The following is an 18356-nucleotide window of genomic DNA, read 5'->3' as shown; positions in this document are numbered from 1 at the left end:
CATGCGTTCCACCGGACCTCTCGCGGCCCTCGCCGCCACCGCCCTGGCTGTGACGCTAGTGGGGTGCTCCACGGCCTCCGATGAGGGGCTCACCTACGAGGACTCCCCGCTGAGCACCTACCTCGCGTCCGCATACGGCGGCGACATGTCGCAGGAGGAGCAGCAGAAGCAGTACGAGGAGCGGCAGCGTGAGCAAGAGGAGCTGATGGCCGAGTGCATGGCCAAGGAGGGGTTCGAGTACACGCCGAACACCGACAACGGCGGCATGGTCTTCTCGGGTGACGACGTCGTCTGGGAGCCCGAGAAGAAGGACTGGGTCGAGAAGTACGGCTACGGGATCGTCAACAGTCCCTACAGCGAGGAGATGGGCGAGCAGACCGGGGAGGAGTACGTCGACCCCAACCAGGAGTACGTCGAGTCGCTCTCGGAGTCCGAGCAGACCGCGTTCTACGAGACCGCCTACGGTGCCGGCCCCACCGAGGAGGAGATGTCCGAGGACGGCAGCTACGAGTACAGCTGGGAGTCCGCGGGATGCCAGGGCTGGGCGCAGCACGAGCTCGAAGGCGACGACCCGTGGCAGTCGGATGAATTCGCCGACCTCCGCGACAAGATGAACGAGCTTTACACGTCGACGCAGGATTCCCCCGAGCTCAAGGAGCTCAACGCGGCGTGGGCCTCGTGCATGGACGACGCGGGTGAGCCCGGATTCTCTGCGCAGCTCGAAGCGCAGCAGTCGATCTCTGAGGAGCAGTCCGCCCTCTACGACGCCGCCTACGGCGACGGCTCGACCCCGGTCGACACCGAGTCACCCGACTTCGTCGACCCCAACGAGAGCCCCGAGATGGCGGCGCTCGGCGAGCGCGAGATCGAGCTCGCCCTCGCGGACCTCGAATGCCGCACCAAGACGTCGTACGCCGACGAATCGCTGAAGATCCAGTTCGCTCTCGAGGAGAAGTTCATCGCCGACAACAAGGCCGACCTCGAGGCCTTCAAGGCCGCCGCCGAGCAGAACAGCTGAAATGACGCGCGACGAGACACCCACGACACCACTCACAGAAGGCCCGTCGATCGCTGATGGACGCGCCCCCGCGCAGGCGACGGGAGTCGACGAGCTGATCCCGACGGACGAAGCGCTCCTCGACGAGGCGGACGACAGCGTCGACACCTCCCGCGTCAGCGGCTGGCGACGCATCCTCCGTGGCAATCGCACCCTCTGGATCGTCGCGCTCTGCGCGGTGCTCAGCCTGGTCGTGGGGCTGCTGGTCGGACGCTTCCTGATCTCGCCCGCCGAGGCCGGCGAGACTCCGGACCCGGGGCTGGTCACCGTGCCGGTCGAGTTCGGTCCTCTGAGCAACGACGTGACCCTGCGGGCCGATGTCGGATACGCGGATGCGGTCGATGTGACGATCGACACCACCGGGGGAGGCAGCGTCGTGACCGGCGCGGTGCCCGAGGTCGGAGCGACGCTCGACCCCCTCTCGATCGCGCTGGAGATCGAAGGCCGTCCGGTCATCGTCCTGCCGGGTGAGCTTCCCGCCTACCGCACGCTGCGCATCGGCGTCTCGGGCCCCGACGTGCTGCAGCTCAAGCAGTCTCTGGTCAGCATCGGGATCGATGCCGGCGATGTCACCTCGAACCTGTTCGACCAGGCCACCGCGAATGCCGTCGGACAGCTCTATGCGCAGGCGGGCTACCCTGCGCCGTCGCCCGAGGAGGGCGCGGAGGAGACGGTCCGCTCCGCGGAGGAGGGGGTGCGCGCCGCCGAGGACGGCGTGCAGCAGGCGCAGCAGGCGCTGAACCTCGCCGGTGCCGGCCCGAGCAAGCTCGAGAGCTGGCAGGCCGACGTCAACGTCGCCGCCGCTGAGCAGGCGCTGGCCGCAGCGAGGGCCGGAGCCGAAGGCACCAGTGTCCAGGAGGCGGAGTGGGCCCTGCAGACGGCGCGTCTCGAGCGCGACCAGCTGTGGGCGGCGAAGAACACCGGGGCGGAGAGCGCCGCGCTGGAATCGGCTCGCGCTCAGGTCGACTCGGCCGCGCAGACGCTCGAGACGGCGCGTCAGAGCGTTCTCCCGTTCCTGCCCTCGAGTGAGGTGCTGTTCCTCACGGAGCTGCCCCGCCGCGTCGACGCGGTCAACGTCTCGCGAGGCACCTCGATCTCGGGTGCGGTCATGACCGTGTCGGGAGCGACGGTGCGGCTCACGGGCGCCGCCGCCGAGGCGGACGCGCGTCTGCTCAAGGCGGGAGGCGAGGGCACGTTCGAACTGCCCGACGGCACCGAGCACCGGGCCGTCATCGTCGAACTCAACCCCGGCAAGGACAACAAGGCGCGATGGGAGGTGCTCTTCGAGCCCGACCCGCTCACGCCCGAGCAGATCACGCAGCTGCAGGGAGCGAACGTCCGCGTGCGCATCGCGGTCGGCGCCACCGAGGGCGATGTGCTGTCGGTGCCGTTGGCCGCGCTGACCGCTGGCCCCGGCGGGGAGTCGCGCATCGAGGTGGCGGAGTCGGATCCTCGCAAGGGGGACGACACCGAGACGCGGATCGTCGTGGTGGAGACGGGGCTCGCGGCGAAGGGTGCCGTGGAGGTCACGCCGGTGGACGGCGAACTCGACGAGGGCGACCTCGTGGTGGTCGGGAAGTGACCGACGCGGGGATCACCGCCGAGCTCGATCCCGAGGTCGGGGGAGGGGTCGCCGTCGCGCCACCGCTCGTCGAGCTCCGCGATGTGACGCGGTCCTTCCCCGGCCCGCCCGAGGTGCAGGCGCTCAAGGCGGCGACGCTGTCGATCGAGTCCGGCGACTACCTCTCGATCGTGGGGCCGAGCGGTTCGGGCAAGTCGACCATGCTCAATCTGCTCGGACTCCTCGACCGTCCGAGCGTCGGGGAGTACCGCCTCGCGGGATCGCTCACGGGTGACCTCACCGAGGACGAGCGCGCGGCCGTGCGTGCCCGGTTCATCGGGTTCGTGTTCCAGTCGTTCCACCTGCTCCCGCGGCGCACCGTCCTCGACAACGTGCTGCTGCCGATGCTGTACAGCGGCGTGCCCCGTCGCGAACGCGAAGCCAGAGCGCGCGAGGCGCTGTCCCGCGTCGGACTCTCGCACCGTGTCGACTTCTTCCCGAACTCGCTCTCGGGCGGAGAGCGACAGCGTGTGGCGGTCGCCCGCGCGGTCGTGAGCGGGCCCAGGCTGCTGCTGGCGGACGAGCCGACGGGAAACCTCGACCACCGGACATCCGGAGAGGTCATGGCGCTGTTCGAAGAGCTCAACGCCGACGGACTCACGCTGATCGTCATCACCCATGATCAGGACGTGGCCCGGCGCGCCCGCCGCCGCATCCAGATCTCCGACGGCCGATTGACGGAGCTGTGATGCGCGCGCTGCGGTGGCGACGCGGACAGCGCTCTCGGGAGGAGGCGACCACCGAGCAGGAGAACGGCGGTGCTGCAGCGGCCGGCGACACGGCGGCAGCCCCTCTCGTCCCGGCGATCACGCACGCGGACCGCTTCACCTTCCAGGACCTCGTCGCCGAGGCGACCGCGGACATCGGATCGCGCCCGGCGCGCCTCGTGATGACGATCATGGGAACGGTGCTCGGGATCGCTTCACTCGTCGCCACGCTCGGATTCGCGCAGACGGCGGCCGGCCAGATCGCCAGCCAGTTCGACGGAGCGGCGGCGACGCGGGTCGTGGTGACCGCGGCGACCGCGCAGTCGGGGGCGAAGAACACCACGGTCGCCGCCGGGCGGCTGCCCTGGGATGCTCCGGAACGCGTCGCACTGCTGGCCGGTGTCGAGAGCGCGGCGCTGCTGGGCGAGGTCGAACTCGCCGAGGGGGAGACGGTGACGGCTGTGCCCGTCAACGACCCCTCGGCGCCGGCGGTCGCCTCGCCGCGGCTGTTCTCCGCCTCCCCGGAGCTCGTCGACGCCGAGGAGGGCGAGCTGGTCACCGGGCGGTTCTTCGACCAGGGGCATGATGACCGGGCCGATCGGGTGGCGGTGCTCGGCGCACGCGCGGCCGAGCGCATGGGCATCAACCGGGTCGACTCGCAGCCCTCGGTCTTCGTCGCCGGCATCGCATATGCCGTGGTCGGAATAGTCGACGGCATGGAGAGGCGCAGCGAGCTCTCGGATGCGGTGATCATCCCGATCGGATCCGCGAGGGCGGACTTCGGGCTGCTCGCGCCGTCCGATCTCGACATCCGCATCGTCGTCGGTGCGGGCCCCCAGGTCGCCGAGCAGGCCGTTCTCGCGCTGCAGCCCGATGACCCGGACAGCCTGGAGGCGAACGCCCCCTCGGGCTCCTCCGACCTCAGCCAGAGCGTGCAGTCCGATGTCAACGTCGTCTTCCTGATCCTCGGTGTGATCGCTCTGCTGGCGGGAGGCCTCGGGATCGCGAACGTCACCCTGCTCTCGGTCATGGAACGCATCGGCGAGATCGGTCTGCGTCGAGCGCTCGGAGCGACCCGTCGGCAGATCGGCTCGCAATTCATGGTGGAGTCCATCGTCATCGGATTCATCGGCGGCCTGATCGGCGCGGCCCTCGGCGTGCTCGCCGTGATCGTGGTCGCCGTCGTGCAGGGGTGGACTCCGGTCGCCGATCCGCTCGTCGCCGTGGCGGGCGCCCTGCTCGGCGCCGTCGTCGGGTGGGGGTCCGGATGGTATCCGGCCCGGCGTGCGGCGAGGATCGAGCCGGTGGAGGCGCTCCGGGGCGGCTGAACGCGTGCGGCTGCTGCCGCGCGCCGGGGCACGTGTCGACAGGGCTCCCGCTAGACTCGTTCAAGCACGACGGAGCAGGAGAATCGGTGGCTGAGAACGCGGCGAAGTCCAGGGTGAAGACGTCGAAGACCGACGACACCCCCATGGGACCCACCGGGCGTCCCTATCACGGCTTCGCGACCCCCGAACCGCTGGCGTCGCACGGCCCGGCGCGCATCATCGCGCTCTGCAATCAGAAGGGCGGCGTCGGCAAGACGACCACCTCGATCAACCTCGCCGCTGCGCTGGCGGAGTACGGACGCAAGGTGCTCGCCGTCGACTTCGACCCGCAGGGGGCGCTGTCGGCCGGTCTCGGCATCCAGACGCACGACGTGCCGACCGTCTACGACCTGCTGCTCGACACCAAGCGCGACGCACACGACGCGATCGTCCACTCCGGTGTCGCGGGACTCGATGTGATGCCCGCGAACATCGACCTGTCGGCGGCGGAGGTGCACCTCGTCAACGAGGTCGCGCGTGAGACGATCCTCGCCCGTGTCCTGCGTCAGGTGGCGGGGGAGTACGACGTCATCCTCGTCGACTGCCAGCCCTCGCTGGGGCTGCTCACCGTGAACGCCCTCACCGCCGCGCACGGTGTCATCATCCCGCTCGAGTGCGAGTTCTTCGCTCTGCGCGGCGTCGCCCTGCTCATCGAGACGATCGACAAGGTGCGCGATCGACTCAACCCGTCGATCACGATGGACGGCCTTCTGGCCACGATGTACGACCCGCGCACGCTGCACTCGCGTGAGGTGCTGCAGCGCGTCGTCGAGGCCTTCGGCGACGATGTGCTGGAGACCGTCATCGGTCGCACCGTGAAGTTCCCGGATGCGTCGGTCTCGGGTGTGCCCATCACCGAGTTCGCTCCGGAGCACGCCGCCGCCCAGGCCTACCTGCGGCTGGCGCGGGAGCTGGTCGCCCGTGGCGCTGTCGCCTGACGAGAGCCTCGCACCTGACGACACGACGGGATTCCGGGTCTCGCTGTCGAACTTCGACGGCCCCTTCGATCTTCTGCTGAATCTCATCTCGAAGCACGAGATGGACATCACCGAGGTGTCGCTGAGCGCGGTCACCAATGAGTTCATCGCCTACCTCCGCGAGCTCGACGACGACGAGGAGCTCGACCAGGCGTCGGAGTTCCTGGTGGTCGCGGCCACGCTGCTCGACATGAAGGTGGCAGGCCTGCTCCCGCAGGGCGAGCTGGTGGATGCCGAGGCGGTGGCGCTGCTCGAAGCCCGTGACCTGCTCTTCGCACGGCTGCTGCAGTACCGGGCGTTCAAGGAGGTCTCGGCGTGGTTCGCCCGCTGCCTCCAGCGCGAGGACCGGCGGCATGTCCGCGCGGTGCGGCTGGACGAGAAGCACCGTCGCAAGACCCCGGAGCTGGTGTGGTCGCTGAGCGTCGACGACTTCGCCGCGCTGGCGCTGCTGGCGTTCGCGCCCAAGGAGATCCCGCACGTCGGGCTCGACCATCTGCACGCCCCGCTCGTCAGCATCCGCGAGCAGGCGGCGATCGTGGTGACCCTGCTGCGTGCCGCAGAGACGGTGAGCTTCCGCGAGCTGGTCGCCGGGGTGAGCGAGCCGGGGATCGTCGTCGCCCGCTTCATCTCCGTTCTGGAGCTGTACCGGCACGCCGCACTCTCGTTCGAGCAGCTCGAGCCGCTCGGCGAACTGACACTGCGCTGGGCGGCCGATTCGTGGTCGGACGAGACACTCGCGACCCTGGGAGCCGATTATGACCGATGATGTGACCGGAACCGTGGCGGATCCGGCGGCGACGGAGTCTCCGCTGGCGGAGCGGATCGAGGCGATCCTGCTCATCATCGACGAGCCGATCGGACTGATCGCACTGGCGGCGGCCGTGGGTTCGCCCGTGGCAGCGGTGCGTCAGACGATCGAGACGCTGGTCGACGACTACGACGGCAGAGGGGCCGGCCCGCGCCGCGGGTTCGAGCTGCGCGAGGTCGGGGGCGGGTGGCGGCTCTACGTGCGCGACGACCACGACGACCTCGTGGCCGAGTTCATCGGCGGCCAGGCGCCTGCACGCCTCTCGCAGGCGGCGCTCGAGACGCTCGCGGTGATCGCCTACAAGCAGCCGGTGACGCGCAGCCAGGTGGCCTCGATCCGCGCGGTGAACGTGGACTCGGTGGTGCGCACGCTGCTGGCCCGCGGCCTGATCACCGAGATGTTCGCGGACTCCGAGACCGGTGCGATCAACTACGGCACCACGGATGCGCTCCTGCAGCATCTGGGCATCAACTCGCTCGACGAGCTGCCCCCCATATCTCCTCTGCTCGACGACGGTGCAGACGGCTTCGACGAAGGGACCATCCGATGAGCGACTCCGAGGCACCCGAGGGCGTCCGCCTGCAGAAAGTCCTGGCTGCGGCCGGGGTCGCGTCCCGACGGGTCGTGGAGCAGTACATCGTCGAGGGGCGGATCAAGGTCAACGGCGAGACCGTGACCGAGCTCGGGCGTCGGATCGACCCCGAGACCGACCTCGTCGACGTCGACGGCACCGCCGTGCAGCTCGATGTGTCGAAGCGCTACGTGATCCTCAACAAGCCCACGGGCGTGGTCAGCAGCATGCGCGACGAGAGCGGACGTCCGGACCTGCGCCGATTCACCGACGACTACGAGGAGCGGCTCTACAACGTCGGGCGCCTGGATGCCGAGACCAGCGGCCTGCTGGTGCTGACCAACGACGGGGAGCTCGCGCACGTTCTCGCGCACCCCTCGTTCGGGGTCACGAAGGTCTACATCGCGAAGGTCGACGGAGCGGTGACGGCTCAGACGATCTCGCGGCTCACCAAGGGCATCGACCTCGACGACGGGTTCATCGCGGCCGACAAGGCGCGCCTGCTCGACACCTCGCGAGGGTCGAGCCTGGTCGAGCTGACGCTGCACTCCGGGCGCAATCGCATCGTGCGGCGCATGCTGGCCGCGGTCGGGCATCCGGTCACCGAACTCGTGCGTCGGCAGTTCGGTCCGCTGCACCTGGGAACGCTCCCGGTCGGGAAGAGCCGTGAACTGACTAAAATCGAACTGGGCGCGCTCTTGACTCTGTCGCGCCGTGATTCCGGTGTCGCCGCGGCGCCAGGCGAGCAGCAGGAGAACGAGTGACCGATACGACGAGTGCGCCCACGGGGGCTCGGAGTTCCGTCGCGCCGCGCACCGCGGCGAGGCTCTCCGGCACCGTGCGCGTTGTCGGCGCCGGCCTGCTCGGCTCGAGCATCGGCCATGCGCTCCGCGCGAAGGGCGTCGATGTCGTCCTCGCCGACACGTCGCCCGCGCAGCTGCGCCTCGCCGTCGACTACGGTGCGGGCCGTGCCGCCGCCGACGATGACGCCCCCGTGCTCGTCGTGGTCGCCGTCCCCCCGGATGTCACCGCAGACGTGATCGAGGCGGAGCTGACCCGTTTTCCGCGTGCGGTCGTCACCGATGTGGCAAGCGTCAAGCTGGAGCCGTTCCGCAGCCTGCAGCAGCGCGGCGTCGACCTCACCCGTTACATCGGATCGCATCCCCTCGCCGGCCGAGAGCGCGGCGGCGCGATCTCGGCACGCGCCGACCTGTTCATCGGTCGTCCCTGGGTCGTCTGCCGCGACGCGGACACCCGCGCGACGGACCTCGCGCTCGTCGAGGCGCTCGCGCTCGATGTCGGCGCCATGCCTCTCGAGATGACTCCCGAGGAGCACGACCGTTCCGTCGCGCTGACCTCGCACGTGCCGCAGGTGGTCGCGAGTCTGCTCGCCGGGCGACTCGCCGTGGCCGACGAAGGCGCTCTGCGGCTCTCCGGTCAGGGCGTGCGCGACACCACGCGCATCGCGGCATCCGCGCCCGAGCTGTGGGTGCAGATCCTCGGTGCGAACGCCGAGCCGGTCGTCGAGATCCTCGACGCGCTGGCAGCGGATCTCCGTGAGGTGTCGGAGGCGTTGCGTGCGCCGGAGGCGCCGGGCGCCCGGCGTGTGGTCGCCGAGACGATCAGGCAGGGCAACGACGGCGTCGAACGGCTGCCGGGCAAGCACGGACAGAACCAGAGGTTCGAGTCTCTCGTCGTCATGATCGACGACACCGCGGGGCAGCTCGGCCGGCTGTTCGGGGAGCTCGGCGAGCTCGGCGTGAACGTCGAGGACCTCCGCCTCGAGCACTCGCCCGGTGCGCAGTTCGGTCTCGCTGAGATCAGCGTCGACCCCGCTGCGCTGCACGGCGCGATCACCGGACTCCAGGAACGCGGCTGGCGGATTGCAGGTACGACCAATGACTGATTTCATCGCGATCGACGGACCCGCAGGTTCCGGCAAGTCCAGCGTGTCCAAGGCCGTGGCCCGCACGCTCGGATTCGGCTACCTCGACACCGGCTCCGCCTATCGCGCGCTCGCCTGGCACGTCCTCGATCGAGGTGCGGACACGGCGGATGCCGGCGCCGTCCTCGCCGCGGTCGCCGAATTCCCGGTGCGTCTCGGACTCGACCCCGATGACCGTGCCGTGCACGTCGGAGACGTCGACGTCACCGAGGCCATCCGCGAGCCGGCGGTCTCGGGCGCGGTGAGCGGTGTCGCCCGGGTGCCCGAGGTGCGAGAGCAGGTCAACCGTCTGTTCCGTTCCCTCGTCGCCGAGGCGCCGTACCCCGCGGTCGTCGTCGAGGGCCGTGACATCACCACGGTGGTCGCTCCGGACGCGCCTGTGCGCATCCTCCTGACGGCAGCCCCCGAGGTGCGCGCCGCGCGCCGCGCGGGCGAGCTCGCAGGGGAGAACGCCGAGGCCGTGGCCGCCGCACTGCACAAGCGAGACGCATCAGACAGCGCCGTCGTCGATTTCCTCAACGCCGCAGAGGGCGTGGAGGTCGTCGACTCGACGGAGCTCGATTTCCCACAGACCATCGACGCCGTTCTCTCGGTGATCGAACGAATCCGAGGAGTACACCATGGCTGACGACGAATACGACCCTTCGACAGGCTCAGGGACCGATGTCGATCGGCTCGCCGAGAAGATGGAGTCGCTCGACGAGCAGCTTGCCGAGGCGCGTGCCGAGACGCTGCGCGCCGGCCTCGCCGACTACGACCTGGACGATGAGGATGCCGCGCTCCTCGCCGGGATCACGATGGGCGAGGACGGCATCCAGTTCTTCCCCGCCCTGCCCGTCGTCGCGATCGTCGGTCGACCGAACGTCGGCAAGTCCGCGCTGGTGAACCGCATCCTCGGACGCCGTGAGGCCGTCGTCGAGGACACCCCCGGCGTGACGCGCGACCGTGTCACGTACAAGGCGGAGTGGGCGGACCGCCGGTTCTCGCTCGTCGACACCGGCGGATGGGAGCCCGACGCCCGTGGCATCGACCGCTCCGTCGCCGCGCAGGCGGAGGTCGCGATCGACCTCGCAGACGTGGTGCTCTTCGTCGTCGACGCGATGGTCGGCGCGACGTCGACCGATGAGCACGTGGTCAAGCTGCTGCGCAAGAGCGGCAAGCCGGTGTTCCTCGTCGCGAACAAGATCGACGACGCCCGCCAGGAGCCCGAGGCCGCGGCTCTCTGGAACCTCGGACTCGGTGAGCCGCATCCGGTCTCGGCCATCCACGGCCGTGGCGTGGCGGACCTGCTCGATCAGCTGCTGAAGACCCTGCCCGACGTCTCGGCCGTCGCGAAGGCGGAGATCGGCGGACCTCGTCGTGTCGCGATCCTCGGTCGACCCAACGTCGGCAAGTCGTCGCTCCTGAACAAGGCGGCGGGCGAAGAGCGCGTGGTCGTCAACGACCTCGCCGGCACCACCCGCGACCCGGTCGACGAGGTCGTGGAGCTCGGTGGCAAGCTGTGGCGCCTGGTCGACACCGCCGGCATCCGTCGTCGCGTGCACATGGCGCAGGGCGCCGACTTCTACGCCTCGCTGCGTACCTCGGCGGCGCTCGAGAAGGCCGAAGTTGCCGTCGTGGTGCTCGACGTGTCGGAGACCATCAGCGAGCAGGACGTGCGGATCATCGACCTCGTGCTCGAGTCCGGTCGCTCGCTCGTGCTCGCGTTCAACAAGTGGGATCGACTGAACGACGACGACCTCGAGAACGCCGACCGTCGTCGGTACCTCGAGCGTGAGATCGAGCAGGACCTCGCCCACGTGGCGTGGGCCCCGCGTGTCAACATCTCCGCGAAGACGGGTCGCCACCTCGACAAGCTCGTGCCTGCGCTCGAGACCGCACTCGAGAACTGGGATCGACGCATCCCGACCGGCAAGTTCAACGCCTTCCTCGCCGAGCTCGTGGCCGAGCACCCGCATCCGCTGCGTGGCGGCAAGCAGCCGCGCATCCTGTTCGGCACCCAGGCGTCGACGCGCCCGCCGACGTTCGTGCTGTTCACCACCGGCTTCCTCGACCCGGGATACCGCCGATTCATCCAGCGCCGCCTGCGCGAGCTGTACGAATTCGACGGCACGCCGATCGTGATCAACATGCGCGTCCGCGAGAAGCGCCAGCGCTGAGTCGGTCCGGCGCGACGTCATCGCCTCCATACGACACTGTGCCCGCGCGGATCCGCGCGGGCACAGCCGTATGCAGGCGGCGCCCTCGGCGTCGTTCGGGGCGCCGCGTCGTGCGGTGTTCCGATGTGTGTCCTGCGCACGTGCCGATGCCCGGATGCTGTGACAGGCTGAAGAGATGACTGTCGTACCCCCGGAGGCCGGTGAGCCTCGTCGCCCTGCAGGGCCTCGTGACCCCGGCGATGTCTGGGTGGTCGCGCCGTCGGGGGAGAAGTACTGGGGGCGGTTCGGTGCGGCAGGACTGCTCGCCTACGACCCCGCCCGAGGCATCCTGCTCCAGCACCGTGTCGCATGGAGCCACTTCGGCGGCACGTGGGGTCTCCCCGGGGGAGCGATGCACGAGGGCGAGAGCGCGATCGTGGGCGCCGTGCGAGAGGCCCAGGAGGAAGCGGGAGTGCCTGACGGTGCCGTGCGTCCTCGCTTCACCAGCGTTCTCGACCTCGACGTGTGGTCGTACACGACGGTGATCGCCGATGTCGTGCGGCCGTTCGATCCGGTGATCAGCGACCCCGAGAGCGTGGCGCTCGACTGGGTGCCCGTGAGTGACGTGGATTCGCTTCCGCTGCATCCCGGGTTCGCGGGTGCGTGGCCGACGCTGCGCGCGCTTCTCGACGTGCGTCCCGCGCTCGTGGTCGATGCGGCGAATGTGGTCGGGGCGGTGCCGGACGGTTGGTGGAAGGACCGCGCGGGGGCCACGACTCGTCTCGCGTCGCGCCTCGACGGACTCGCCGTCCCCGCAGGAGAGCTGGGGATCGGCGGAACCGTCTGGTTCCCCGAGCTCGCTCTCGTCGTCGAAGGTCGTGCTCGCGGCGCCGAGGCTCCGGTGCCGGACGTCACCGCGGAGCTGCTGCCGGCCGCCGTCGTGTCCGTCGTCGAGGCCGCCGGTGCGGGCGACGACGCGATCGTGTCGGAGGTCGACCGTCGTGTCCGAGATGGTCAGCGCGTGATCGCGGTGACCAGCGATCGTGAGCTGCAGTCCCGAGTGCTCGCTGCGGGCGCAGCGGGCGTGCAGACTGCGGGGTGGCTGCTGCGTCTTCTCGACGGCACGCCCTGAGCGCCTCGAGCGGTCGTGCCGGCTGAGCTATCCGCCGAAGATGCCGTCGTCCGCGGACGCGCGAGCACGGAGCTTGTCGATGTCGCGGCGCTCCCGTTTCGTCGGACGCCCGGCGCCTCGGTCGCGTAGACCGAGCGCGGCCTGCGGCTCCCGCTCGGGGGTCCGGTCTTCGTACGCGAGGGCCGCGAGAGGCGCGCCGACCCGCTTGACGAGCAGCTGGCGCACGAAGAGGATGCGATCGAAGCCGGCGATCCTGATCCGCAGCTCGTCGCCGATCTTCACATGCTGCGCGGCCTTCACCTTCTCGCCGTTGACCCGTACATGCCCCGCGCGGCATGCGGTCGTCGCGGCCGAGCGGGTCTTGTAGACACGGATCGCCCAGAGCCAGCTGTCCACGCGCGCGGCGTCGGCCATCAGCGTGCTCGCCTTCGCCTGGGCGCTGCCATGGCGGCGCGGGGGAGCGCGGAGTCTGCGGCGCTCAGGATTCCACCGTGACCTGTGTGATCTGGCCGTCGGCACCGAGATGCACGGCGGGCCAGTACCCTTCGGGAAAGTGCTCGCCGCAGGTGTCGATCAGGTGCAGCACGATCGTGCCGTCGGCCGACGCCTCGAGCGTCTCGAGAGCGAGATCGGAAGCGGCATCGTCGAGCTCATGCTGCTCGGGTGTGCCGGTGCTGAACGCCACGACGACAGCATCCGATGCCAGACGGCGCAGCACCCCGAGCGCCGCGATCGTCTCATGCACATGCGGAAGCAGTGCACGTGCCTCGTCGACGGTCGTCCCCTCGATCATGAGGTCGAGCGGCAGCCCGTCGACGACGGTGCCGCCCGCATACCAGTCATGTTCGAGGACGGTGCCGTCGGCCAGCTCGGTCGTCGCGCGCGCGAGCGTTCCGAGTTCCGCGTCATCGATGGTCGGATGCTCGTCGCTCATGTCTCCACGCTAGTCGTCGAGCGGCAACATCACACGGGCCAGATGGAGACGTGCCCGAGCGTACGCTCGGTTCGCGGAGCGCACCGGAGTGGGGCTAAGATAGGGGAGTTGCCTGCGCGAGAGTGCAGAACAACGGGCTGTGGCGCAGCTTGGTAGCGCACTTGACTGGGGGTTAGGTGCGGTAACGACTCGGTACGGCTCGAAAATAGAACAACGGGATGTGGCGCAGCTTGGTAGCGCACTTGACTGGGGGTCAAGGGGTCGCAGGTTCAAATCCTGTCATCCCGACAGAAAAGCCCAGGTGAGAGCAGGTTTCTCACCTGGGCTTCGTCGTCTCCGTTGTCCTTTTCGGAGTGGTTTATGGAAGCACCCGACCGCGGGTGTTGATATCAGCCGAGATGCTCCAATCGCGGCTGTTGCGACGAGCCGGGACCTGGCCGGGACCTGAAGCCCGCCTTAGCCGCGATCGGCAGCCTTCATCGACGCCGCGGTGGCGTCGTTTGGGGGGACGGTTCGGGGGTCTCACGTTCGCGGTTCTCGTGTCCGTCGAGGAACGCGTTGGCGCGTGCGGCAGCGTCGGTGAGGTGCCTGGTGTCGGGGTGGAGATAGCCGCGGGTGGTCTCGATCGATTTGTGGCCGAGGATGCCTTGGAGAACGTGGAGGGGGATGCCGGCGTCGGCGAGCCAGGTTGCTCCGGTGTGCCGGAGGCCGTGCCGGGTGAGGCTCGTCAGGTCAAGATCGGTGACGAGCTGATCCCATTTCGTCGCGTCCCGCACGGAGGCGGTAGTAAGCACGCCACCGCGGGGTCCGGTCAGTAGCCGTTCGTCAGGCTCACGGTCTCCGGTGAGGCGCTCAAGCACGGGGGTGAGCGCTTGCAGGATCGGGACGTGCCGGATGTCTCGCCCCTTGGTTTGCTTGGTGACGAGGCCGCCTGCGCCTGGGTAGGTTTGGCGGCGGATCGTGACGATCCGTTGATCCCAGTCGATGTCGCCGACTTGAAGCCCTGAGATCTCGGAGCCGCGGGCGGCGAGGAGCGCGCAGAGCATCACGAAATCGGAATAGCTCTGATGCACCTCCCCACACCTATCCGCCAGCGCTGTGAGCGTCGCGAGATCTTTGAGCGCGTGCACGCGCGGTGACAGGTCATCCTCTTTCAAGCTGAGGGCCGATTTCCCGAGGGACCGTCGGGACCGGTTGCGGGCAGGGTTGCTGGGCAGGAGGTCGTCGCGGACGGCTTCGTCGAGGACACGGACGAGCGGCGCGATGGTGTTCTTGATGGTCGACGCGGAGTGCTGGGTCTCCCACTGGTCGATGGTGCGGTCGATCATCCCCGCCGTGATCTGTGACAGCGGTAAGTGCCCGAGCGCCGGGAGCACGCGGAGGCGGAGTCCGAGTCTGTAGCCGTCGACGGTGGACGTCGGGTCCAGGCCTCGCTGCCACCGGTCGCCGATCATCTCGACGTAGTCAGAGAAGAGGATGCGTTTGTCGATCCCGAGTTCGGCGGAGGCCTGCAGGTACTGGAAGAACTCCCCGGCGGCGTCCTCGTCGGGGACGACAAGCGCGCGGGTGACCCGTTTGCGGGTGTGGGGGTCGATCCAGCGGGCGCGAGCACGGATCCCCGAGGTGCGGTGTTCGAGGTCGGTGGTCACCTTCACCCCGATCGGCGGCACCGGGGGAGGTGCGGTCGGTTCAGGCGTGCTCATCGGCGCCGAGAGAGGCGAGCCAGTGCTCGACCTGTTCGATGCGGTACCGGGTCACGCCACCGATCCGGATGAACGGGGGTCCCTTCTTCTCGGCCCGCCACCTCGACAGTGTTGATTCCGAGACCCGCAAGAACGCCGCAATTTCGCGGCTATCCCGCAACGGTGACACGAGGATGTCGCCGGTCTGTTCGGTCATGACTGCTCGCTCCAATCGATGTTCACGATCTCCCGGATCGTCGCGTCCTGCTCCGCAGTCCTGGCCTTGACCTGCTCCTGGACGAACGCGAGGAAGTCCTCCGCGCGCTTCACGACGGGGCGTTCGGTGGTGTCGGGTTCTGTCCAGTCTTCGGCTTCGCCGCCGGGCCACGCTGTGATGCGGGTAGGGCGGTCGCGGTCAAGGCGCGTGCCGGAGATCGTGGCCCAGTCCCGCAACCGCTCACGCGCGACACTGAAATCGTGGTGCCAGGCGAGTGCTTGGTTTCCTTTGGCTTGTGGGTCGAAGCAGAACAGCCAGTGCTGGCGCAGGGCGGAGAGTTCCCAGAGGACTTCGGGGTGGCGGTGCCACATCGGCGGGACCACTTGTGCGGGGAGGCCGTAGGTGTGGCGGAGCCAGTCGACCCATCCGTTCAGCTCGAGAAGCTCGTGCTCGAGGTCGGTGGGTGGGAGGGTGCGCCAGTTGATCGGGCGTGCCACCGCGGTGAGTGACTTCGCCAAGTCCGCCGCGAAGGTCTGTTTCGCGAACTGCTTCGCTTTCTCAGCGACCTCTGCGGGGAGCCCGGACAGGTCAATCCCGTCGAAGTCTGGCCCCGGTACGGCCGGCCCCGCGCCCTGCGATTCGGTGTCGGGCAGGTCGGGTGGGGTGGGGTTGTTGGTGGTCATCAGAAAACTCCCGGAACGTGGCGCGGCGAGGCGAAGGAGGAGAGCCGCGAACGACGCGGCGAAGGAAGGAGGCGATTGCGGCGACCAGGCGGAGCTGGTGGCGTGACTGGTCGACGCACCCGCGGCTTATCGGGCGACCGCGCCGCGCTGCATGGACGCAGCGCTGGTCCCGGTGGGAGGTTCCGGGTCGAGTTGTGCTCCGCGTTCGGCGAGGGCCTGTTGCATTTGTTCGCGCGCCGGGGTCTCCTGCTGCGGGGTTTCTCGTCCGGGTGGGGTGCGGTCGACGGTGTAGCGGGTGATGTTGTTGTCGTGTCCGATCCGGGACGCGACGAACTGCTCTCGTTCGGTGCCGTCGCTGCCGGTGTAGGTGCGGGTCTCGCCCTCGGCGAGGAAGTTGTCACCCTTCTGGAACTGCTCGTGCGCGAGTTCCGCGGAGCGCCGGAACATCACCAAGTCCGTGAACGTCGGCTCCAACGGGGTGAACGTCCCGTCGTCTTCGACCCGGGCCTGGGGCTGCCCGATCCGGGCATAGAGGCGGGCATCGCCCTTGCTGGTGAACGTCAGCTCCGGGTCGGACGCGACGAACCCCGACAGGGATTCCTTCGTGCGGATGGTCATCGTGATATCTCCCAACATGTCCATGTCAATCCCGCAGCCGCGGGCTCACCAGACAGGTACGACCACGCCCCCGACCTACACGCCGGGTGCTACCGGGCACCGCCCTGGAGCAGCTGCTCGACCTCGCCCCGGTCCGTCCGGAGCTGTTTCGCATCCGCCCGGGATGGCCACGGGCGCAGGTTCGTGATGATGGGGCGGGCGGTGCGGAGCATCACCACACCCGTCCCGAAGGGGAGCGTGCGCAACACGTCGGGTGGGAGGATGGGAACCCGTCGGATCGACCGTTGCGATGAGTGCGCCCCATACGCGTCCGTCGTCATGCTGTCGGTGGTTTCGTCGCGGTCGCCGATGAGGGTGGAGAGGTCTTGGAGGTCTCGGCTGTTGGAGGCTCCGCCGAGGATGATTTTCACGATGGAGGCGTCCCAGATCGCGTTCGCCTGGTTCTCCCCCCACTTCTCCCGCGCTTGGGCTAGGGACTGTAGGACAGGAAGTGGGGTGATGCCGGTGCCGCCGCCTTCCGCCATCAACGTCGGCAGTGACGGCAGCGGGGCGAGGTTCCCGATCTCATCCAACGCCAGCAACAAAGGCGGATCCATGCGTGCGCCAGGTGATCGTGCAGCTATCTTCCGGGCAGTTTCAACGAGATCTTCAATGAACGCCGCCACCAACGCCGACGACGCCCCGGCGCCGGCACCGGTCGCCAGGAGGTAGAGGGTGCCGTTGCCGAGGAGAAATTCCTCCGGATCGAACTCCTCACCCGGCCCTGGGGAGACGGCGTCCAGGACGCGAGGGTCGGCGAGGGCAGAGAACGCGAGGGACACGCCCTGCCAGATCGAGTCGCGCGTGCGGGGGTCTGCTTGCACCATCGCATCCAAACTGTCTGCCCACCCTTCTGCAGCTCCCGGATGCGAGGACAGGATACGGACGGCGTCGGCAGCCAGAGTCGGGTTCAGCGCCCACTGGTAGAGGGTCTTCGCATCCTTCCCGTCGAGGGCAGCGGCATGGAGAAGGGCTTGGATCGCGGCGGTGGTCTTTCCTTCCCAGAACCCGGAGTCCTGGACCCCGCCGAATCCGGTGGCGGTGGTGAGGCCTTTCGCGCGGATCATCGCCGTCAGCGGGTCCTGGCAGCCCCGCACCGGTGACCACCGCATCCCGGCAGGGAGTCCTGGGGCGAGCTGCTGGGGGTCGAATACCGCGACCTTCCCCTTCTTCGAGCGTGCTTTCAGGGTGGCGGTGAGGTTGTCCGGGCGGGTGCTGGTGGTGATGACGGCACCGGGGGCGTCGAGGATCGCGTTGATCACCACATGGAGACCCTTCCCCGAGCGGGGAGGACCGATCAGCAGGATCGAGTCCTCGACCGTCGCCCAAACCTGTCCTCCCTTACCGGTGCCGAGGAGATACCCGACGTCGCTCGGGGCCGGGGTCCCTGTGAAGAAGGCCGCAACGTCGCGGCCTTCTTCACGAGTGCCTTCGGTGAGGCGGCCCGGGCGACCTCGGCGGCGGTGGCGGTGCCCGCGAGCCGGTGCGGGTCCGTCTTCGACCGGGCGTGGTGGACTGCTCGCACCACGCCGAACCCTGCCGCCCCGAGCGCACCGAGGAACAGGGCGACGATTGCCCAGTAGGCGAAGGGGTTCAGGCCTTCCGCACCAAGCGCCGCACCCGGGTCTTCGGGGGTGGCAAGGACGCTGATCCCGGAAGTGAAACCCTCGGACGGTTCGGGCAGCCCGGTGAGGAACGTGGCCACGGAGCCTGCCACTCGCAGGACCCCGGCGAACACCGCGGCGGTGCTGAGCGATCCGAGGGCAAGGTTGATGAAGAGGTCGTTGGCGGGTTTCGCCTGCACAGGACCAGACACAATGAACGCACCTTCCCGACCCCACCGAAGGGAAAGGGACGGGG

At 68.9% G+C, this 18356-nt stretch carries 18 protein-coding genes, 1 tRNA gene and 1 pseudogene; 13 read left to right on the top strand and 7 right to left on the bottom strand.

From position 1 onward, the window contains the following. Position 1 precedes the first annotated feature (1 nt). From DXT68_RS10880 to DXT68_RS10825, 12 genes are all read left to right on the top strand, one after another. The gene (locus DXT68_RS10880; RefSeq protein WP_045252714.1) at positions 2 to 1018 is read left to right on the top strand and encodes a hypothetical protein; all 1017 of its coding nucleotides are present in this window, start codon (positions 2 to 4) and stop codon (positions 1016 to 1018) included. Between the two features lies 1 nt (position 1019). Continuing rightward, entirely contained in the window at positions 1020 to 2639 is a 1620-nt protein-coding gene (locus tag DXT68_RS10875; RefSeq protein ID WP_052677578.1) for an efflux RND transporter periplasmic adaptor subunit, read from the top strand. Positions 2640 to 2650: 11 nt separating this feature from the next. Further along, positions 2651 to 3367: an ABC transporter ATP-binding protein gene (locus DXT68_RS10870; protein WP_045252733.1), complete on the top strand. Its 717-nt coding sequence runs from the start codon at positions 2651 to 2653 to the stop codon at positions 3365 to 3367. After that, positions 3367 to 4713, top strand: a complete 1347-nt coding sequence (locus DXT68_RS10865; protein WP_082068773.1) for an ABC transporter permease — start codon at positions 3367 to 3369, stop codon at positions 4711 to 4713. The genes DXT68_RS10870 and DXT68_RS10865 overlap by 1 nt, the downstream gene beginning before the upstream one ends. A gap of 143 nt (positions 4714 to 4856) precedes the next feature. Next, the gene (locus DXT68_RS10860; RefSeq protein ID WP_045252735.1) at positions 4857 to 5690 is read left to right on the top strand and encodes a ParA family protein; all 834 of its coding nucleotides are present in this window, start codon (positions 4857 to 4859) and stop codon (positions 5688 to 5690) included. Continuing rightward, positions 5674 to 6495 carry a segregation and condensation protein A gene (locus tag DXT68_RS10855; RefSeq protein WP_045252715.1) on the top strand — a complete coding sequence of 274 codons (822 nt, stop codon included), beginning with the start codon at positions 5674 to 5676 and terminating at the stop codon, positions 6493 to 6495. The genes DXT68_RS10860 and DXT68_RS10855 overlap by 17 nt, the downstream gene beginning before the upstream one ends. Continuing rightward, a complete protein-coding gene (gene scpB / locus DXT68_RS10850; protein WP_045252716.1) occupies positions 6485 to 7087 on the top strand; it encodes an SMC-Scp complex subunit ScpB in 603 nt (200 codons plus the stop codon). The genes DXT68_RS10855 and scpB overlap by 11 nt, the downstream gene beginning before the upstream one ends. Beyond that, positions 7084 to 7872 carry a pseudouridine synthase gene (locus tag DXT68_RS10845; RefSeq protein ID WP_045252717.1) on the top strand — a complete coding sequence of 263 codons (789 nt, stop codon included), beginning with the start codon at positions 7084 to 7086 and terminating at the stop codon, positions 7870 to 7872. Before scpB ends, DXT68_RS10845 begins: the two co-directional genes overlap by 4 nt. Beyond that, on the top strand, positions 7869 to 9014 hold the full coding sequence (locus DXT68_RS10840; protein WP_045252718.1) for a prephenate dehydrogenase: 1146 nt from the start codon (positions 7869 to 7871) through the stop codon (positions 9012 to 9014). Before DXT68_RS10845 ends, DXT68_RS10840 begins: the two co-directional genes overlap by 4 nt. Then, entirely contained in the window at positions 9007 to 9681 is a 675-nt protein-coding gene (gene cmk, locus DXT68_RS10835; protein ID WP_045252719.1) for a (d)CMP kinase, read from the top strand. Before DXT68_RS10840 ends, cmk begins: the two co-directional genes overlap by 8 nt. Next, entirely contained in the window at positions 9674 to 11212 is a 1539-nt protein-coding gene (der, locus tag DXT68_RS10830; RefSeq protein ID WP_045252720.1) for a ribosome biogenesis GTPase Der, read from the top strand. The genes cmk and der overlap by 8 nt, the downstream gene beginning before the upstream one ends. A gap of 175 nt (positions 11213 to 11387) precedes the next feature. Continuing rightward, positions 11388 to 12323 (top strand): NUDIX domain-containing protein, encoded by a 936-nt coding sequence (locus tag DXT68_RS10825; RefSeq protein ID WP_045252721.1) that lies wholly within the window; start codon positions 11388 to 11390, stop codon positions 12321 to 12323. A gap of 27 nt (positions 12324 to 12350) precedes the next feature. On the opposite strand, the gene DXT68_RS10820 is transcribed toward DXT68_RS10825, so the two are convergent. Further along, on the bottom strand, positions 12351 to 12737 hold the full coding sequence (locus DXT68_RS10820) for an RNA-binding S4 domain-containing protein (RefSeq protein ID WP_045252722.1): 387 nt from the start codon (positions 12735 to 12737) through the stop codon (positions 12351 to 12353). Positions 12738 to 12801: 64 nt separating this feature from the next. Then, complete coding sequence (locus DXT68_RS10815) at positions 12802 to 13257, bottom strand: hypothetical protein (protein ID WP_045252723.1); 456 nt, start codon at positions 13255 to 13257, stop codon at positions 12802 to 12804. A 214-nt stretch (positions 13258 to 13471) separates the two neighbouring features. On the opposite strand from DXT68_RS10815, the gene DXT68_RS10810 reads away from it, so the two are divergent. After that, a tRNA-Pro gene (locus tag DXT68_RS10810) sits at positions 13472 to 13545 on the top strand. A 188-nt stretch (positions 13546 to 13733) separates the two neighbouring features. Here the strand turns inward: DXT68_RS10810 and DXT68_RS10805 are convergent. The 5 genes and pseudogenes from DXT68_RS10805 to DXT68_RS10785 form a co-directional block, all read right to left on the bottom strand. Continuing rightward, positions 13734 to 14906, bottom strand: a complete 1173-nt coding sequence (locus DXT68_RS10805; RefSeq protein ID WP_341853345.1) for a tyrosine-type recombinase/integrase — start codon at positions 14904 to 14906, stop codon at positions 13734 to 13736. 40 nt (positions 14907 to 14946) lie between these two features. Then, the gene (locus DXT68_RS10800) at positions 14947 to 15156 is read right to left on the bottom strand and encodes a helix-turn-helix transcriptional regulator (protein ID WP_045252725.1); all 210 of its coding nucleotides are present in this window, start codon (positions 15154 to 15156) and stop codon (positions 14947 to 14949) included. Next, positions 15153 to 15839 (bottom strand): hypothetical protein, encoded by a 687-nt coding sequence (locus DXT68_RS10795; RefSeq protein ID WP_052677579.1) that lies wholly within the window; start codon positions 15837 to 15839, stop codon positions 15153 to 15155. Before DXT68_RS10795 ends, DXT68_RS10800 begins: the two co-directional genes overlap by 4 nt. A 126-nt stretch (positions 15840 to 15965) precedes the next feature. Continuing rightward, entirely contained in the window at positions 15966 to 16457 is a 492-nt protein-coding gene (locus tag DXT68_RS10790) for a single-stranded DNA-binding protein (RefSeq protein ID WP_045252737.1), read from the bottom strand. A gap of 89 nt (positions 16458 to 16546) precedes the next feature. Further along, positions 16547 to 18312 (bottom strand): annotated as a pseudogene (locus DXT68_RS10785) (type IV secretory system conjugative DNA transfer family protein). Positions 18313 to 18356 lie beyond the last annotated feature (44 nt).

The organism is Microbacterium foliorum, assembly GCF_003367705.1.
GTDB lineage: Bacteria > Actinomycetota > Actinomycetes > Actinomycetales > Microbacteriaceae > Microbacterium > Microbacterium foliorum.
The sequence above is the reverse complement of the archived record's forward strand: the minus strand, read 5'-3'. Positions and strand labels throughout refer to the sequence as shown.

Bases quoted from the DNA above. Each gene is read 5' to 3' on its own strand.
- DXT68_RS10880 (WP_045252714.1), top strand. From the start codon at position 2: ATGCGTTCCACCGGACCTCTCGCGGCCCTCGCCGCCACCGCCCTGGCT.
- DXT68_RS10875 (WP_052677578.1), top strand. From the start codon at position 1,020: ATGACGCGCGACGAGACACCCACGACACCACTCACAGAAGGCCCGTCG.
- DXT68_RS10865 (WP_082068773.1), top strand. From the start codon at position 3,367: ATGCGCGCGCTGCGGTGGCGACGCGGACAGCGCTCTCGGGAGGAGGCG.
- DXT68_RS10860 (WP_045252735.1), top strand. From the start codon at position 4,857: ATGGGACCCACCGGGCGTCCCTATCACGGCTTCGCGACCCCCGAACCG.
- scpB (WP_045252716.1), top strand. From the start codon at position 6,485: ATGACCGATGATGTGACCGGAACCGTGGCGGATCCGGCGGCGACGGAG.
- DXT68_RS10845 (WP_045252717.1), top strand. From the start codon at position 7,084: ATGAGCGACTCCGAGGCACCCGAGGGCGTCCGCCTGCAGAAAGTCCTG.
- cmk (WP_045252719.1), top strand. From the start codon at position 9,007: ATGACTGATTTCATCGCGATCGACGGACCCGCAGGTTCCGGCAAGTCC.
- der (WP_045252720.1), top strand. From the start codon at position 9,674: ATGGCTGACGACGAATACGACCCTTCGACAGGCTCAGGGACCGATGTC.
- DXT68_RS10825 (WP_045252721.1), top strand. From the start codon at position 11,388: ATGACTGTCGTACCCCCGGAGGCCGGTGAGCCTCGTCGCCCTGCAGGG.
- DXT68_RS10820 (WP_045252722.1), bottom strand. From the start codon at position 12,737: ATGGCCGACGCCGCGCGCGTGGACAGCTGGCTCTGGGCGATCCGTGTC.
- DXT68_RS10815 (WP_045252723.1), bottom strand. From the start codon at position 13,257: ATGAGCGACGAGCATCCGACCATCGATGACGCGGAACTCGGAACGCTC.
- DXT68_RS10800 (WP_045252725.1), bottom strand. From the start codon at position 15,156: ATGACCGAACAGACCGGCGACATCCTCGTGTCACCGTTGCGGGATAGC.
- DXT68_RS10795 (WP_052677579.1), bottom strand. From the start codon at position 15,839: ATGACCACCAACAACCCCACCCCACCCGACCTGCCCGACACCGAATCG.
- DXT68_RS10790 (WP_045252737.1), bottom strand. From the start codon at position 16,457: ATGACCATCCGCACGAAGGAATCCCTGTCGGGGTTCGTCGCGTCCGAC.